Below are 16,794 nucleotides of genomic sequence, written 5' to 3' on the forward strand. Positions count from 1 at the left end.
CGTCCTCTTTCGTCGGTCGTGTCACTGGTCGTGGTGGGGGTCGTCTGGTGACGTGCGGGAGCGGTCGAGCGCGGCCAGCTCGCCCAGGGTCACCGGGGCCGCCAGGCTGCGGGTGGACAGCGGGCGCAGGTCCTCGGCGGTGGTCTCGCGGCGGTTCAGGCAGGCCGCGATGCCCGCGGTGGCGAAGCCGCACACCCGTCCCTGGCACCAGCCCATGCCCGGCCTGGCCAGCATCTTCAGGGTGCGCGGGTCGTGGGCGCAGAGGTCGGTGTGCGCCCGGCGCAGGTCGCCGTAGGAGACCTCCTCGCACCGGCAGACGAGCGTGCGCTCCTCCAGCCATTCCGTCCAGGCGCTCGGCACCGGGTACGTCCGGTGCATGGCCGCCGCGAACCGGCGCCCGCGGCCGATCGCCGCCCGCAGCCGGCCCATCAGGCCCGGGACGGCCGGCCGGCCGAGCGAGCGGGCGAGGGCCAGGGCGCTGAGGCGGCCCTCCTGCGTGGCCAGGACGGCGCCGCCCACCCCGGTCGCCTCCCCGGCGACGTACACGCCTTCGACGCTGCTGCGCTGGAAGCCGTCCACGGCCACGACGAGGGAGCCGTCGACGTCCTTCCTGGTGTCGGCGCCGAGCATGAGCGCGAGTTCGAGCGACGGGGTGAAGCCCCAGCCCAGGGCGACGAGGTCGGCCGCGATCTCCTTGACCGGTCCGGCCGGGCGGCCGTCCCGGTCGACGCGGCTGATCCGCACCGCCTCGACCCGGTCCTGGCCGAGGATCCGGGTGACCACGGTCCTGGTGCGGTACGGGATGCGGTGGCGGGCCATCAGCGCCGCGTACTGCGCCGCCTCGACGGCCTTGCCCGGGACGGAGGCGGCCCCCACGGGGTCGCGCAGCCAGCCGAGCGTGCCGTTGGCCTCGGCGACGGCCTCGACGGACGCCCCGGCCCGCGCGAGCCCGGTGGCGACCGGCAGCAGGAACGGCCCGGTCCCGGCGACCACGGCGCGCCTGCCCGCGAGCACGCGATGGCCCTTGAGCAGGGCCTGCACTCCCCCGGCGGTCATCACGCCGGGCAGGTCCCAGCCGGGCACGGGCAGTTGCCGGTCGTACCCGCCGGTGCAGAGGATCAGCGCCCGGGCCGTGACCTGCCCGGCCGCGTCCGGCGCGGAGGCGCCCGAGGGTGAGGAGGCCGCGAAGGTCTTCGCGGCTTCGCCCGCGCCGGAGGCCGAGGTGCTCTCCGGGGTCCCGACCGCACCGGAGGCCGAGATGCTCTCCGGGGTCCCGACCGCGCCGGATGGCGTCGTGCGGAGGGTGAACGTGCCGGCCTCGTCCCGTGTGACGAGGTAGACCTGGCGGCCGGGCAGGTAGCGGATGCGGCCGGCGGCACGCGCCGTGCGCAGGCGCTCGCGGAGCCCGGTGAACACGGGCCAGCCGTGGTGGCCCGCCCGGTCGTCCGGCCGGGCGTGCCGCTCGTCGTAGTGCCGCCAGTACTGGCCGCCGGGCTGCGCGGCGCCGTCCACCAGCGCCACGTCGAGCCCGGCCTCGGCCGCCTCGACGGCGGCGGCCAGACCGGCCGGACCGGCGCCGACCACGGCGACGTCATGCGTCCTCGTCACGGCCACCTCCTTGAGAAGCGTCACGGGAGCCGCCGCCCCGCGACTCGTCGCCCTGCGGGGAGCCGACGGAGCGGTCCTGCGGGGAGCCGAGAGAGCGGTCCTGCGCGGAGTCGCCGAGCCGCATGCCGTCGGCGGCGGGGACCAGGCAGGCGCGCCGGTCCGGCACGCCGTCGATCGTGATCAGGCAGTCGAAGCAGACGCCGATGCCGCAGAACAGGCCGCGGGGCCGGCCCGCCTTGCGCGTGCTGCGCCAGTCGAGGATCCCCGCCGCGACCAGGGCGGCGCCGACGCTCTGGCCGGGCTCGGCGGGGACGGCGGCCCCTCGGAAGGTCATCCGATAGGTCACTGGGGCACCTCCTCGGTGTCCGGAGCGGCGTCCGGGAAGCGGTCGGGGGCGAACGGCTTGAGGTCGAGGTCGGGGGCGCGTCCCGTGAGGGCCTGCGCGACCAGCTTGCCGGTGCCGGCGGACAGCCCGATGCCGGCGCCCTCGTGGCCGCAGGCGTGCCACAGGCCGGGCGCGCGCGGGTCGGGGCCGATGACGGGCAGATGGTCCGGGCAGTACGGCCGGAAGCCGAGGTAGGTGCGCATGGCGCGGACCTCGCGCAGCATCGGGAACAGCGCGATCGCCTTGGCGGCGAGGGCGCTGATCGCCTCGACGGACACCGTGCGGTCGAAGCCGACGCGCTCCCGGGAGGCGCCGATGAGGATCGTGCCGCTGTCGGTGCCCTCGACCACGGGCGAGGTCTGCAGGCCGGCGTCGGAGCTGGCCACGTCGCCCACGTATTCGGCGGCGTACACCTTGTGCCGGATCGTGCGTGGCGGCATGGGCTGGGTGACGAGGACGAACCCGCGCCGGGGCAGCACGGGGACGCGCACGCCGGCCAGCCCGGCCACGGCGCCGGCCCAGGTTCCGGCGGCGTTGAGCACCGCCCCGGCGGGGATGTCGCCGCCGGTGGTGCGCACGCCCGTCACCCGGTCGCCGTCGCGCAGGAACCCCGTCACCTCGGTACGGGTGCGCACCTCCGCCCCCAGCCCGCGGGCCAGGCGGAGCAGGTGCGCGACCACCAGCATGGGCTGGACCTGGGCGTCCTGCGGGTAGAAGGCCGCCCCGGCGAGCCGCGGCGACAGGTGCGGCTCGTAGTCGCGCAGCTCATCCCGGCCGACGTCGCGCACCTCGACGCCGTGCCGGCGCTGGTGGTCGCCGAGCTCGCGCAGCGCCGCCACGCTCGGCTCCGAGGCCGCGACGACCAGGCCGCCCTTGGCCTCGAACTCCCACAGCGGGGCGTGCTCGGCGAGGTCCTCGCGCCACACCCGCTGCGAGTACAGGGCCAGGTCGAGCTCGGGGCCGGCCTCCTTGTCGGAGACCAGCAGGTTGCCCTCGCCGGCGCTGGAGGTGCCCCCGGCGATGGCGCCGCGCTCGACGACGACCACCCGCAGCCCGGCGAGGCAGGCGAAGTACGCGCTCGCGGCCCCCACCACGCCGGCGCCGACGACGACGAGGTCGGCGCCTTCGCGGCGCCGGCCCGCCGACCGCCCGAACCACTGCGGCGTCATGTCGCCCCCTCGGCGCCGCCCGCCCACAGCCCGCGGACGTGCCCGATGTGGCGGTGCATCAGCAGCTCGGCCCCGGCCGGGTCGCGGGCCTGGATGAAGTCGAGCAGCTCGTGGTGCTCGGCGGCCGAGCGGCCCAGCCGGCCGCTCTGCAGCAGCGGGGTCAGGCCGAGCAGCCGGGTCCGCGAGCGCAGGCCGGACACGACGTCCACCAGCACCGGGTTGCGGCTGTAGCCGAGCAGGGTCAGGTGGAAGACGTGGTCCGCCTCGACGTAGCCCACCAGGTCGCCGCGCTCGGCGGCGTCCACGATGTCCTGGGCGAGCCTGCGCAGCCCGGGGAAGTCGTCCTCCGGGACGGCGCAGACGCTCTCCCGCACCGCCCGCGGCTCGATCAGCAGCCGCACGGCGGCCAGGTTGTCGAGGTCCTCCTCCGACACCTCGGTGACCCGGAAGCCCTTGTTCGGCTGCGGGACGACCAGCCCCTCCTTCACCAGGTCGAGCATGGCCTCCCGCACGGGGGTGGCCGAGACGCCGAACTGGGTGCCGAGCGCCGGCGCCGAGTAGACGACGCCGGGCTCCAGCTCGCCGGAGATGATCGCGGCGCGCAGCGCCGCCCGGATCCGGTCCCGGAGGTTCTCTCGGGGACCGATGCCGGGCAGCTCCGGGACCGGGGACAGGCTCACAGCAGGAACCCCGCGGGGAACGGGTCGGTGGGGTCGAGGTGGAACTGCGAGGTGCCGGTGACCCAGGCGCGGCCGGTGATCGACGGCAGCACCGCGGGCAGCCCGCCGACCGTGGTCTCGCCGAGCAGCCGGCCGGTGAAGCGCGTGCCGATGAACGACTCGTTGACGAAGTCCTCGCCGATCGCCAGCTCGCCCCGCGCGTGGAGCTGCGCCATCCGCGCGCTCGTGCCGGTGCCGCACGGCGAGCGGTCGAACCAGCCCGGGTGGATCGCCATGGCGTGCCGGGACAGCTTGGCCGTGGAGCCGGGCGCCTTGAGGTAGACGTGGTGGCAGCCGTTGATGTCGGCCCGCTCGGGGTGGACCGGGCGGTCGTGCTCGTTGACGGCGTCCATGACGGCGAGCCCGGCGGCCAGCAGGTCGCCGGCGCGCGAGCGGTCGAACGGCAGGCCCAGCTCCGCCAGCTCGACGACGGCGTAGAAGTTGCCGCCGAAGGCCAGGTCGTAGCCCACCTCGCCGAACCCGGGCACCTCGACCTTCCGGTCCAGCGCGTACGAGAACGACGGCACGTTCTCGATGGTGACCGAGGTCGCCGCGCCGTCCTCGACCGCCACGGACGCGACCACGAGCCCGGCCGGGGTGTCCAGCCTGATCGTGGTGACCGGCTCGACGACGGGCACCATGCCGGTCTCGACGAGGACGGTGGCGACGCCGATGGTGCCGTGCCCGCACATCGGCAGCAGCCCGGAGACCTCGATGAACAGCACGCCGTAGTCGGCGTCGGGGCGGGTGGGCGGCTGCAGGATGGCGCCGCTCATCGCGCCGTGGCCGCGCGGCTCGTACATGAGCAGCGTGCGCACGTCGTCGCTGTTGTCCATGAACCACTGCCGGCGCTCGGCCATGGTGGCGCCGGGGATCACGCCCACGCCGCCGACGATCACACGGGTGGGCATGCCCTCCGTGTGGGAGTCGACGGCGTGGAAGGTGCGACGCGATCTCACTTGTAGCCCTTGCGGATGACCGCCTCGGTGTCGGCGGTGATGCGGGCGGTCAGCTCGGGCGACAGCGGCAGGCGCGGCGGCCGGCAGGCGCCGCCCTTGAGCCCGGCGAGGTCCATCGACAGCTTGATCGACTGGACGAACTCGGTCTTGGAGTCCCAGCGCAGCAGGGGGTGCAGGTCGCGGTAGATCCGCACCGCCTCGGCCAGGTCGGCGGGGTCGCCGGAGGTGGCCAGCCGGTAGAGGCGGACCGTCGCCTGCGGGATCATGTTCGGGTAGCCGGCGATCCAGCCGACCGCCCCGGCGATGCCCAGTTCGAGCAGCACGTCGTCGGCGCCGATGAGCAGGTCCAGGTCGGGCGCGAGCTCGGCGATCTGGTACGCCCGGCGCACGTCGCCGGTGAACTCCTTGACCGCGACGATCAGGCCCTCGTGGAACAGCTCGGCGAGCAGGTCGGGGGTCAGGTCGACCTTGGTGTCGATGGGGTTGTTGTAGGCGACGACGGGCAGCCCGGCCTTGGCGACCTCGCGGTAGTGCTGGACCACGGCCTCGCGCTCGGCCCGGTAGGCGTTCGGCGGGAGCAGGAGCACGGAGGTGGCCCCGGCCTCGGCCGCCTGCTCGGCCCAGCGGCGGGCCTCCAGCGCGCCGTAGGCGGCGACGCCCGGCATGACGCCGAACCCGGCGGGGGCGGCCTGGACGGCGGTCTCGACGACGCGGGCCCGCTCCTCGGCGGTGAGCGTCTGGTACTCGCCGAGCGACCCGTTGGGCGTCACTCCGTCGCAGCCGCCGGCGGCGAGGAAGCGCACGTGGTCGGCGAACGCGTCGTAGTCGACGGACAGGTCGTCGGTGAAGGGAAGGGCCGACGCGACGTGGATGCCGCGCCAGGGCGTGGCGGCGGTGGTCATGCTGAAGTCTCTCCTTTGTCAGGGTATCCGAGATTACTAGTGCAATGTCACATTGTCTACACGCGCGCCATCCATTTCTCCAGCTCACCGGCGTCCAGGGGCAGCACGCCGGACAGCACCTCGGCGCCCGTCTCCGTCACCAGGAGGTCGTCCTCGATGCGCACGCCGATGCCGCGCAGCTCGGGCGGCACGGTCAGGTCGTGGGCGTGGAAGTAGAGCCCCGGCTCGACGGTGAGGACCATGCCGGGGGCCATGGCCGCGTCCTGATAGGCCTCGGGGGTGGAGCGGGCGCAGTCGTGGACGTCGAGGCCGAGGTGGTGGCCGATGCCGCACACCAGGTAGCGGCGGTGGTGCTGGCCGGTGTCGGACAGCGCCTCGTCCACCGAGACGGGCAGCAGCCCCCAGTCGGCCAGGCCGTGCGCGATGACCTCCATGGCGGCGTGGTGGAAGTCGGTGAAGCGGCGGCCGGGAGCCACCGCCGCGAGCCCGGCGCGGTGCGCCCGCTCCACGAGGTCGTGCACCTGCCGCTGGACCGGGGAGAACGTCCCGGAGGCCGGGAAGGTCCGGGTCACGTCGGCCGTGTAGTAGGAGTTGGTCTCCACGCCCATGTCGAGCAGCAGCAGCTCGTCGGGCAGCACGGGGCCGTCGCAGCGCACCCAGTGCAGGGTGGGCGCGTGCCGGCCGCTGCCGACGATGGTGGCGTAGCCGGGGCCGTTGCCGTAGGCGCGGGCGTAGCGGTCGAAGGTGCCCTGGAGCCACCGCTCGCCGGCTCCCGCCACGGCCGCCGGGATCTCGCGGATGACCGCGGCGAACCCCTCGACCGTGCGGTCCACCGCCTCCCGGAGCTGCCCGACCTCCCACTCGTCCTTGTACATGCGCAGGTCGGCCAGCGTGCGGCCGGCCTCCTCGTCCAGGCCCGGCTCCAGGCCGAGCTCGGCCAGCTCCGCCAGCGGCCGGACCGGGACGCCGAGGGCCCGCGCCCAGTCGTCGAGTCCCGGCGCGGCCCCGACCCACAGCTCGCCGTACCGGGCGTCGGTCCAGAACGCCGGGTCGCCCGGGTAGGCGGGCGGCGGCAGGTAGAGGGTGGCGTCGGCGCCGCGCAAAACCACGACGGCGTTCTCGACGGAGCAGCCGGTCAGCCAGAAGAAGTCGCTGTCCGGGCGGAAGTCGTAGGCCGTGTCGTTGCTGCGGACGGGGGCCTCGCCCGCGCCCAGCACGAGGGTCCGGCCGGGCAGCGCCTCGGCCAGCCTGGCCCGGTGCTCGGCCGCGGCCCGGGCGGCGCCCGGGACGACCGGCGGGGTCCGGTCGGGGGTGCCCCAGCCGGTGTCCATGTACGCGGTGAACGCGGGGATCTCGGAAAGCTTCGGGGGCCTGCCGTCACGCACCGGTGATCTCTCCTCCCATGTCGCGGATCATCTCGCCCAGCCGGTCGAAGACGCGGGGGTCGGTGATGCCGTCGTGTTCGTACTCGTTGGTGATCCAGCAGCGGGTGTTGCCGGTCCGGGAGGCCGTGTCCAGTTGCAGGCCGGCGTCCACGAACATGTCGTCGTGGTAGACGGCCGCGGCGACCGGCACCTCGTTGGCGGCCAGCCGGTCGTGGTCGTACAGCGGCGGCCACTCCTCGCGGGCGGCCATCAGCTCGACGGCGCCGCGGAACGGGCGCAGCTCGGCGATCTCCTCGAACATCCAGGGGTAGATCATCTCGCCGGTGAACAGCAGCGGGCGGGCGTCCTCGGCGAAGGCCGGGTGCCGGGGCCGCTCGGCCTGCGCGGCCCACGCGGTCGCGCCCGGGCCGTGCCCGTAGATGCTCTCCTGCAGCGCCGCGAACAGCGGGTTGTCGCTGTAGGAGGTGCGCGCCAGCACCTGGTGCAGGAACGTCGCCGACAGCTCCTCGCCGTTGAACGCCTCGTCGAGCAGGTAGTGCATGCGCTCGTAGCCGGGCTTCATGCCGAGGTCGATGCCGAGCGACTGGAAGCGCCGCACGGTGAGCGCGTCGCCGTCGGGGAGCCGCACGTCGCCGGCCGCGAGCCGGTCGGCGACGCGGCCGGCCAACTCGGCGTGCTGCGGGTAGCGCCGGTAGAACTCCCTGTTCTTGGCCTCGACCCGGGGGTAGGTGCGCCGGTACACCTCGGCCGCCGACGGGTCGAGGCCGGGCAGGCCGCCCGTGACGCGGCAGGAGCGCAGGGCCTCCGGCGCCCTCGACAGGTACGTCAGCGTGAGGAAGCCGCCGTACGACTGGCCGATCGTGCTCCAGCGCCGGCCGCCGTAGACGGTCCTGCGCACGTGCTCGTGGTCGGCCACGATGGAGTCGGCGCGGAAGCAGGCGAGGAAGTCCGCGCCCTGCTCGGCGGTGGCGAACGCGCTCATGCGGCGGCCGTCGATCCGGGTGCTGCGGCCGGTGCCGCGCTGGTCCATCACGACGACGCGGTGCGTCTTCAGCGCCTGCCCGATCCAGCCGTCCGGGGCGAGCGGGCGCGGGCCCTTGCCGCCCGGGCCGCCCTGGAGGTAGACCAGGCACGGCAGGTCCTCGCGGGCGCGCCCGGGGTCGGTGATCTCGCGGAAGAAGACCTCGATCTCGCCGCGTCCCGGGTCGGACCAGTCGAGCGGCACGGGGACGACGTGCTCGCGCACGTGCATGCCGGGGATGGTGTAGGTCGCGGTGACGGTCACCGGGCGGCCCTCCTTCTGCGGTCCCATTCGGGGTTGATCCGGGGGATCGCGGCCAGCAGCGTCTTGGTGTAGGGGTCGCCCGGGGCCTTGAAGACCTCCTCGCACGGCCCCTGCTCCACGATCTTGCCCTTGTTCATGACGGCGACCCGCTGGGCGAGCTGCCGGACCACGGCCAGGTCGTGGGCGATGAAGATGTAGCTGAAGCCGCTCTCCCGCTGGAGCCTGCGCAGCAGCTCGATGATCTGCGCCTGGACGGAGACGTCGAGCGCCGAGACGGCCTCGTCGCAGATCACCAGCTTGGGATCGACGGCCAGGGCGCGGGCGATGCCGATCCGCTGGGCCTGCCCGCCGGAGAACTGCGCCGGGTAGCGGTGCGCGTGGTCGGGGTTGAGGCCGACCCGCTCCATCAGCTCGCGGGTGTACGCCCGCCGGCCGCCCTTCGGCGCGATGCCCTGGTAGTCCAGGGGCGCCATGAGGATGCGCTCGACGGTGTGCCGCGGGTTGAGCGAGGAGAACGGGTCCTGGAAGACGACCTGCACCTTGGCGCGGTAGCGGGCGAGCCGGGCCCCGGCGGCGTGGGTGATGTCCTCGCCGTCGAACTCCAGGGTGCCGGAGGTGGGCTCCATGAGCTTGGCGACGATCCGCGCGCTGGTGGACTTGCCGCACCCGGACTCGCCCACGACGGCCAGCGTCTCGCCGAGCCGCACGTCGAAGCTGACGCCGTCCACCGCGGTGAACTCGTTCTTGCGCCGGTACGGCCCGCGCGTGGTGAACCGCTTGGTCAGGTCGCGGACGCGGAGCAGGACGTCACTCACAGGACCACCTCGTCGTCGATGCGCGGGATGCTCTCCAGCAGCATCCGCGTGTAGTCGTGGCGCGGGGCGGCGAAGACCTGCTCGGCGTCGCCGTACTCGACCTGCTCGCCGCGGCACATGACGAGCACGCGGGTGGCGATCGAGCTGATCACGGCCAGGTCGTGGGTGACGAACACCATGCCGGTGCCGGTCTCCCGCTGCAGGCCGGCCAGCAGGCCGAGGATCTGCGCCTGCACGGTCACGTCCAGGGCGGTGGTCGGCTCGTCGGCGATGAGCAGCGCCGGCGAGCACACCAGCGCCATCGCGATCATGACGCGCTGCCGCTGCCCGCCGGAGAACTGGTGGGGGTAGTAGCCGGCCCGCCGCTCGGGCTCCGGGATGCCCACCTGCGTCAGGGCCTCGACCACGACCCGGCGGGCCTCCTTGCGCGAGCACCTGCGGTGGGCCCGGTACATCTCCTCGATCTGCAGGCCGACCGTGTAGTACGGGTTGAGCGACGACAGCGGGTCCTGGAAGATCATCGAAGCCTGCTCGCCCCGGACGCGGCGCATCTCCCGGTCCGGGCGGCCGAGCAGCTCGACGCCGTCCAGCCGGATGCTGCCCCGCGTCGTGGCGCCGGGCGGCAGCAGGCCCATGACGGCCAGGCTGGTCATCGACTTGCCGGAGCCGGACTCGCCGACGATGCCGACGGTCTCGTTGCGTCCCACCGTGAACGACACGTCCTTGACCACGTCCACGGGACCGCGGGTGGTCGGGAAGGTGACCGTGAGGTCCTCCACGACGAGCAGCTCGCTCATGACACCCTCACTCTCGGGTCGAGGCCGGTGTAGAGGAGGTCCACGACGACGTTGCCGGCCATCACGAAGAACGCGGCCAGCAGGGTCACCGCCATGATGACCGGCTGGTCGTTCTTGGCGATCGAGTCGGCCGCCATCTTGCCGATGCCGTTGAGCCCGAAGACCGTCTCGGTGATCAGCGCGCCGCCGAGCAGCGCGGCGAAGTCCATGCCGAAGATGGTGACGATCGGGGTCAGCGCGGGCCGCAGCGCGTGGCGGCGCATCGTGAGCGCCGGGCTCAGGCCCTTGGACCGCGCGGTGCGCATGAAGTTCTGCGCCAGCGTGTCGATCACGTTCGCCCTGGTCAGGCGGGCGTACAGGCAGGCGTAGCCGGTGGCGAGCACCAGCCACGGCATCAGGTACGACTGGAACCACAGCAGCGGGTCCTCGGAGAACGGCACGGCCGAGGGGAACGGCAGGATCTGCAGCTTGACCACGAGCACGTACTGCAGGGTGAGCGCGAGCACGTAGTTGGGGATGCTGGCGCCGCCGAGGGCCAGGCCCATGGCGGTCCGGTCCCACCAGGAGCCCTCCTTGACCGCGCTGAGCAGCCCGGCGGCGATGCCGACGATCAGCCACAGGACCGCCGCGCCCACCGCGACCGTGGCGCTGACCGGCAACCGGTCCACGATCATCTGGGTCACCGACTGGCTGCTCTGGAAGGAGTAGCCGAGGCAGGGCGCCGGGCAGTGGACGAGGTTGGGGCCGCTGCCGTAGTCGCGGCCGGCGACGAGCCCGCTCAGGTAGTCCCACAACTGCGTGAGGAACGGCTTGTCGAGCCCCAGGGAGGCGCGGATCTGGGCGACGCGGTCAGGGGTGCAGGTCTTGCCGCAGATCATCAGCGCCGGGTCCGGCGACAGCTTGAAGAAGATCAGGTACGTGAACACGCACACGAGCAGCAGCAGGAAGACCAGCCCTGCCAGCCGGCCGGCGACGTAGCGGGCCATCAGGACGCCTCCCCCGCGTCCGACGCCGCCCGGATCCGGTCCCCGAGCACGGTCAGCGACAGCACCGTGAGGAACAGGAACAGTCCGGGCACCGCGAAGTACATGGGGTCGGTCGCGTACCAGCTCACCGCGCTGGAGATCATCTGCCCCCACGAGGGGGTCGGCGGGGTGACGCCCACCCCGAGGAACGACAGGCCGGCCTCGGTGCCGATGTAGCCGGGCACGGCCAGCGTCGTCATGACGATCAGCGAGTTGCGCAGGTTGGGCAGGATCTCCTTGAACACGATGGCGCCGGTGGAGGCGCCGGAGGCGCGGGCGGCCTCGACGAACTCGCGGTTGACCAGCGTGAGGGTCTGCCCGCGCACCACGCGGGCGAGGTACGGCCACCCGAACACGGTGATCACCGTGACCAGCAGGACCGAGCGGTCACCCGTCGGCAGGGACGACAGGATCGCGATCATGAAGATCAGCGCGGGGAAGGCCATGAGGAAGTCCATGATCCGGGAGATGACCTGGTCCACCCAGCCCTGGTAGAACCCGGCGAGCAGGCCGAGCACCACGCCGAGCAGGGTGGTCAGCACGGTCGCCGAGATCGCGATCAGGAACGACACGCGGGCGCCGTAGGCGATGCGGGCCAGGATGTCGCGCCCGTTCTGCGGCTCCACGCCGAGCAGGTGGTCGGCGCTGACGCCGCCGAACGAGCCGCGCGGCAGGCCGCCGAGATTGGTGTCGACGGCGGCGGGGTCGAAGTCGTTCGGCCCGTGCCCGGTGACGGCGGAGATCAGCGGCGCGCAGATCGCCATGAGCACGACCAGGCCGAGGAACGCCGTGCTGAGGACGGCTCCCCGGTCGCGCAGCAGGGCGCGCGCGATCCGGCGCCCCTCCGTGGCGGGCGCGTCTCCCGCGCCCGCCGGAGGGTCCGCCATCGCTTCGTGCGAGGGTGCGGCGGTGGTCATGGGTGTCCTACTTGCTCGGGTCCTTGAGCCCGACCGAGACCAGGTCGATCCCGGCGGAGTACGAGTCGTGGAGGTAGGCGCCCGCGATGTTCTCGCCGATGACGGTCACGTTCTTCTCGTAGAGCAGGGGCACGATGGGGGCCTTCTCCATGATCTGCTTGTCCAGCTCGCCGTAGGCGGCGTTGGCGGCGTTGACGTCGGTCATCGCGGCGATCTCGTCGATGCGCCTGTTGATGGCCTCGTCGTCGATCTGGGCGAGGTTGCTGTTGCCCTTCTCGAAGATGTTGCGGCCGTCGAACAGCGGAGGCAGGAAGGTGGCGCCGGACGACCAGTCCGGGCACCAGCCGGTGAGGGCCGCGTCGTGCTGCCGGGCGGGCGTGCCGATCACCTCGTAGAAGGTGGACGTGTCCATGTTGTTGATCTTGACGTTGATGCCCAGCGGCTTCAGCGACTCCTGGATGGCGACGGCCATGCCCTGCTGGCGGGGCACCGGGCGCACGTCGAGGGTCAGGTCGAAGCCCTTGTCCTGGCCCGCCTCGGCGAGCAGCTGCTTGGCCTTGGCCGGGTCCGTCGGGTAGGGGTCGTAGTCGAGGCGGCCGACGATGGTCGGCGGCTGGATCGCGCCGCCCTTGGTGGCCAGCGTCGTGCCGCCGTCACCGGCGACCACGTTGTCCTTGTTGATCGCGTAGTTGATCGCCTGGCGGACCTTCACGTCGTCGAGCGGCTTCTTGGTGGTGTTCAGGCTCATGTACGTGGTGCAGCCCATGTACCCGGACAGCGTGCGCGCCTTGTAGCGCGGGTCCTGGATGCGGGCCACGGTGGCCGGCTGGATCGCGCCCGCGATCGCGTCGGCGTCGGCGCCCTGCCCGGCGAGCATGCGCTCGTCGATGGTCGCGCCGTCGAGCCCGAAGGTGATCTCGAAGGAGTCCGGCCTGGCGGCGCGGACGGTGTCGGTCGCGGCCTTCCAGTGCGGGTTGCGCACCAGCTTCAGCTTCGCGCCGCGCTGGTAGCTCTCCACCTTGTACGGGCCGGACGCGATCGGCTTGGTGTCGAACGCGCCGGCCGCGCCCGTGCCCTTGGGGAACGGCACGAAGTTGGGCTGCACCAGCGCGCTGGCGAAGTCGGCGAACGGCTTCTTCAGGTGGAAGACGATCGTCTTGGGGTCGGGGGTCTCGATCGTGTCGAGCTCGCCCGAGACGTACGGGCCCTTGTAGTCCTTGGGCGCGTCGATGAGCAGCTTGGCGTAGGGCGAGCCGATGCCGGCCTCGGGGTCCCACGCGCGCTCGACGCCGAACTTCATCGCCTCGCTGGTGATCGGCGTGCCGTCCTCGAAGAAGATGTCGTCCTTGAGGGTGAACGTCCAGGTCTTGTTGCCGTCGGAGGGGGTGCCGGTGCTGGTGGCGAGGTCGGGGACCACCTTCGTGCCCTCCGTGCCGGGACCCGCGCCGAACGTGGTCAGGCCCCGGTAGATGAGCCGGTAGAAGTTGTTGACGCCGCCGTCCCAGCCCCGGACCGGGTCCAGGTGGGAGTAGTCCGCGGTCTGCAGGACGTGGACCGTGCCGCCGGAGGCGGCGGCCTTGGCCTCGGAGCCCGAGGCCGCGGTGCCCTTCCCACCGCTTCCGCCGCCGCCGCACGCCGCGACCGCCAACGTGGTGAGCACCGAGACGCCGGCGAGGGCGGCCGATCTCCTCATTTCGCCTTCTTTCATCAGTTGTTGCAGTTGCAGCGGCGGCGGTGAGCTGCCGTCACCGCGACCTGACCCACACGCGCATGGCCTCGGGCCTGCGGTTGCCCCACAGGAAGTAGGGGACGAGGGCGGCGGAGACGTCCGCCGCCGGGGTGGACGGGGGCTGCGCGCCGAACTCCGGGTACAGCTCCACCGGCGGGGGCGCGGCGACGCCGGCCGGCACCCGGAGGACGACGGCTCCCGGGAGTTCCTCGGACGCGCCGATGTTTGCGCTAACAACAGCGGCCGGCGACAGCACGAGGTCGTCCACGGGGGCCGGCACGTCCTGCTGCTCGACGCAGTAGACCAATGGCCCGCGGGCCACGGCGACCGCGCCGCGGGCCGCGTCCACGTACGGGTGCGGCACGTGGGCGCGCACCGGCATCGGCAGGCGCAGGCGCAGCACGTCGCCCTCGGCCCAGCGGCGCTCCACGGTCAGCCAGCCGTCCCGCGCCGCGACGGGCTCGCCGTCCAGCGTCGCGCCGCGCGCCCAGGCGGGGATCCGCAGCTTCAGGGCGTACGGACGCTCGGGGGCGCGTTCGATCGTGACGCGGACGTCGCCGTCCCAGGGGTAGGCCGTCTCGACGGCCAGCGCGACGGCGTCCGTCTCGACGCGGGACTCGGCGTACTGGGCGAGGTGGAGCACGCCGTCGCGTTCGGCCGCCGCGTAGTCGCCGAGCTGCGCCATCCACCGCACGATGTTCGGCGGGCAGCACGGGCAGCCGAACCACGACCGGCGCAGCTCCTCGCCGCCGGTCTCGGCGCCGCTGCGCTGCTGGTGGTCGGGGCGGCGCTGGAGCGGGTTGTCGTAGAAGAACGCCTTGCCGTCGGCGGACAGGCCCACCGCGTAGGCGTTGTAGAGCACCCGCTCGAAGACGTCGAGGTAGCGCGCGCTCCCCGTGGCCAGGAACATCCGCCAGCCCCACTGCATCACGGCGATGGCGGCGCAGGTCTCGCTGTAGGAGCGCTCGGACGGCAGCTCGTAGCGGTCGCCGATGGCCTCGTCGGAGTGCCGGCTGCCGAGCCCGCCGGTGATGTAGAGCTTGGTGGCGACCATGTCGTCCCAGAGGCGCTCCAGCGCGTCGAGGAGGGTCCGGTCGCCGGTCTCGACGGCCACGTCGGCCGCACCGGCGGCGAGGTAGGCCATGCGCACCGCGTGCCCGGTGACCGACGGCAGCTCGCGCAGCGGCACATGGTCCTGGAAGTACTCCGGCGGGAAGATGCTGTGCTTGAGCCTGCCCCGCCCGCGCCGCTCGACGAACAGCGCGGCCTGCGTCAGGTAGTCGCGCTCGCCGGTCTCCCGGTAGAGCTCCACGAGGGCCATCTCCACCTCGGGGTGACCGCAGACGGCCTCCTCGCGGCCCGCGCCGAAGCGCCGCACGACGAGGTCGGCGAACCTGACCGCCACGGCGAGCAGCCGGTCGTCGCCCATCCGGCGCGAGGCGGCGACGGCGGCCTGGATGAGGTGGCCCAGGTTGTACATCTCGTGTCCCCAGGCCAGGTCCTCCCACGGCTTCCTGTCCGCGGCCGGGTCCTGGAAGAACGAGTTGAGGTAGCCGTCCTCGGCCTGTACCCGCTCCAGCAGGCCCACGACCTCGTCGAAGAACTCCCGCTCGGCCTCCCCCGCCTCGCCCCGGCCGAGCTCGTACGCCAGGCCCTCCAGGGTCTTGTACAGGTCGGTGTCGAGGAACGGGTAGCGGCCCCGGTAGGGCGGCGCGTCGTCCTCGGTCAGCCGGCGCAGGTTGGCGACGTTGCCCGCGGCGCGGAGCTGCTCGACGGTGTGCGGGATGGTCGCGCGACGGTTGCGCTCCTGCCACTCACGAAGCAGGCCACCGGTGATGCGGACGCCCGCGACCGGGGAGACGGCCCCGGCCTCGGTCCGTACGGCTCCGGCCGGCGGCTTGGACTCCAGGGACATGCGGGCGGCTCCTCCTGATGCGTGCCATTGCACTTGTGCTGTGTGGCATTGCACTGCACCCTAGGACGGTGGCGGATGACCGCCAAGAGGGCATCGGGAAAGTGAACAATTCGTTATAAATCCGCATAGATCATGATTTATCGCCGCATTTCGCCAGGCTGGGCGGGGTGCGGCGGGCCGCCGGCGGCTCCCGGGCCCGCCGGGCGATGACCCGCGCCCGGAGCCGTCTCCCGCGCCGCGAGCAGCGGCGCCGGGCAGAGCAATTTCACATGGCAGATCTGCCCGCTGTGCGGAGCCGCCTCGCGGCCCGGGCTCACGTACGCCCGGTGGACGCCGTGCCCACCCCCTCGTCCAGCGGTCGTCCGGCCCTTGTCGGGCAACCAAGCGTGCGCTAGCTTGGCAAGCGATGACCGGTGACACCTCCGCCTACTGGGCCGCCTGCAGGCGCGGCGAGCTGGTCGTCCAGCGCTGTACGGACTGCGGCCGGCGGGTCCACCTCCCCGAGGCGGCCTGCCCCTGGTGCGGCGGAGGCGGGCTGGTCTTCGAGCCGGTCTCCGGCGACGGCGTGGTGCACACCTGCACCGTCGTGCACCGGTCCTTCGCACCCGGCTACCGGGGACGCGAGCCGTACGTGCTGGCCTGGGTGGACCTGCCGGAAGGGGCCCGCGTGTTCGGGCAGGTCGTGGGCTGCGCGCCGGATGAGGTCCGCATCGGGATGCCGGTGCGGGTGACGTTCGTGGACGACCTACCGCATTGGAGACCCCTGTGAGCGTGCTCGGCAAGCTCGGCAACGTGCTCATCCCCGTGGCCGACCTCGACCAGGCGATCGCCTTCTACGGGCTGCCGGTGAAGTTCCGCGACGGCGACCGGTTCGCGGCCCTGGACGGCGGCGGCGTGACCGTGGCGCTGGCCGGCCCCGCCGAGCAGGTCACCGACACGGCGGCGCCCTCGTACAAGGTGGACGACGTGGCGCGGGCCGTGCGCGAGCTGTCGGCGCGCGGCGGCGAGGTGGTGCGCGCCCCCGAGGAGGGGCCGCACGAGACGCGCGCCGTCCTGCGCGACCCGTCGGGCAACGTCTTCGTCCTGTACGCGCCCCTCTGACGCCGCGCCGACCCCGTCCCGTACGCGCCCCGCCCGACCCGCCGCACCCGCCCGAACCCGGCCACCCGCCCGCCGCACCCGAG

Annotated in this window: 16 protein-coding genes; 2 read left to right on the plus strand and 14 right to left on the minus strand. The window is 73.1% G+C overall.

From position 1 onward, the window contains the following. Window positions 1-21: 21 nt before the first annotated feature. The 14 genes from HT134_RS47595 to HT134_RS10660 are packed head-to-tail and all read right to left on the minus strand — an operon-like array spanning window position 22 to window position 15,610. The gene (locus HT134_RS47595) at window positions 22-1,608 is read right to left on the minus strand and encodes an FAD/NAD(P)-dependent oxidoreductase (protein ID WP_175599941.1); all 1,587 of its coding nucleotides are present in this window, start codon (window positions 1,606-1,608) and stop codon (window positions 22-24) included. Beyond that, on the minus strand, window positions 1,592-1,954 hold the full coding sequence (locus tag HT134_RS10600; RefSeq protein ID WP_312888062.1) for a (2Fe-2S)-binding protein: 363 nt from the start codon (window positions 1,952-1,954) through the stop codon (window positions 1,592-1,594). Before HT134_RS10600 ends, HT134_RS47595 begins: the two co-directional genes overlap by 17 nt. Beyond that, window positions 1,951-3,162: an NAD(P)/FAD-dependent oxidoreductase gene (locus HT134_RS10605; RefSeq protein WP_175599942.1), complete on the minus strand. Its 1,212-nt coding sequence runs from the start codon at window positions 3,160-3,162 to the stop codon at window positions 1,951-1,953. Before HT134_RS10605 ends, HT134_RS10600 begins: the two co-directional genes overlap by 4 nt. Beyond that, window positions 3,159-3,842, minus strand: a complete 684-nt coding sequence (locus tag HT134_RS10610) for a GntR family transcriptional regulator (RefSeq protein WP_312888063.1) — start codon at window positions 3,840-3,842, stop codon at window positions 3,159-3,161. Before HT134_RS10610 ends, HT134_RS10605 begins: the two co-directional genes overlap by 4 nt. Beyond that, complete coding sequence (locus tag HT134_RS10615) at window positions 3,839-4,840, minus strand: proline racemase family protein (protein ID WP_175599943.1); 1,002 nt, start codon at window positions 4,838-4,840, stop codon at window positions 3,839-3,841. Before HT134_RS10615 ends, HT134_RS10610 begins: the two co-directional genes overlap by 4 nt. Continuing rightward, window positions 4,837-5,742, minus strand: a complete 906-nt coding sequence (locus tag HT134_RS10620) for a dihydrodipicolinate synthase family protein (protein WP_175599944.1) — start codon at window positions 5,740-5,742, stop codon at window positions 4,837-4,839. Before HT134_RS10620 ends, HT134_RS10615 begins: the two co-directional genes overlap by 4 nt. Window positions 5,743-5,798: 56 nt before the next feature. Then, a complete protein-coding gene (locus HT134_RS10625; RefSeq protein WP_312888064.1) occupies window positions 5,799-7,127 on the minus strand; it encodes an aminopeptidase P family protein in 1,329 nt (442 codons plus the stop codon). Continuing rightward, complete coding sequence (locus HT134_RS10630; RefSeq protein ID WP_312888065.1) at window positions 7,120-8,412, minus strand: alpha/beta fold hydrolase; 1,293 nt, start codon at window positions 8,410-8,412, stop codon at window positions 7,120-7,122. Before HT134_RS10630 ends, HT134_RS10625 begins: the two co-directional genes overlap by 8 nt. Further along, window positions 8,409-9,227, minus strand: coding sequence for an ABC transporter ATP-binding protein (locus HT134_RS10635; protein WP_175599946.1), 819 nt, complete (start codon window positions 9,225-9,227; stop codon window positions 8,409-8,411). Before HT134_RS10635 ends, HT134_RS10630 begins: the two co-directional genes overlap by 4 nt. Beyond that, window positions 9,224-10,024 (minus strand): ABC transporter ATP-binding protein, encoded by an 801-nt coding sequence (locus HT134_RS10640; RefSeq protein ID WP_175599947.1) that lies wholly within the window; start codon window positions 10,022-10,024, stop codon window positions 9,224-9,226. Before HT134_RS10640 ends, HT134_RS10635 begins: the two co-directional genes overlap by 4 nt. Beyond that, entirely contained in the window at window positions 10,021-11,010 is a 990-nt protein-coding gene (locus HT134_RS10645) for an ABC transporter permease (protein WP_175599948.1), read from the minus strand. Before HT134_RS10645 ends, HT134_RS10640 begins: the two co-directional genes overlap by 4 nt. Continuing rightward, window positions 11,010-11,966 carry an ABC transporter permease gene (locus tag HT134_RS10650; RefSeq protein WP_175599949.1) on the minus strand — a complete coding sequence of 319 codons (957 nt, stop codon included), beginning with the start codon at window positions 11,964-11,966 and terminating at the stop codon, window positions 11,010-11,012. Before HT134_RS10650 ends, HT134_RS10645 begins: the two co-directional genes overlap by 1 nt. A gap of 7 nt (window positions 11,967-11,973) precedes the next feature. Continuing rightward, window positions 11,974-13,659 (minus strand): ABC transporter substrate-binding protein, encoded by a 1,686-nt coding sequence (locus HT134_RS10655; RefSeq protein WP_175599950.1) that lies wholly within the window; start codon window positions 13,657-13,659, stop codon window positions 11,974-11,976. Between the two features lie 52 nt (window positions 13,660-13,711). Beyond that, entirely contained in the window at window positions 13,712-15,610 is a 1,899-nt protein-coding gene (locus HT134_RS10660; protein WP_175599951.1) for a glycoside hydrolase family 127 protein, read from the minus strand. Between the two features lie 406 nt (window positions 15,611-16,016). On the opposite strand from HT134_RS10660, the gene HT134_RS10665 reads away from it, so the two are divergent. Next, a complete protein-coding gene (locus HT134_RS10665; protein ID WP_175599952.1) occupies window positions 16,017-16,379 on the plus strand; it encodes a Zn-ribbon domain-containing OB-fold protein in 363 nt (120 codons plus the stop codon). Beyond that, window positions 16,376-16,711: a VOC family protein gene (locus HT134_RS10670; protein WP_312888066.1), complete on the plus strand. Its 336-nt coding sequence runs from the start codon at window positions 16,376-16,378 to the stop codon at window positions 16,709-16,711. The genes HT134_RS10665 and HT134_RS10670 overlap by 4 nt, the downstream gene beginning before the upstream one ends. Window positions 16,712-16,794 lie beyond the last annotated feature (83 nt).

The sequence above is a fragment of the Nonomuraea rhodomycinica genome (assembly GCF_013363995.1).
GTDB lineage: Bacteria > Actinomycetota > Actinomycetes > Streptosporangiales > Streptosporangiaceae > Nonomuraea > Nonomuraea rhodomycinica.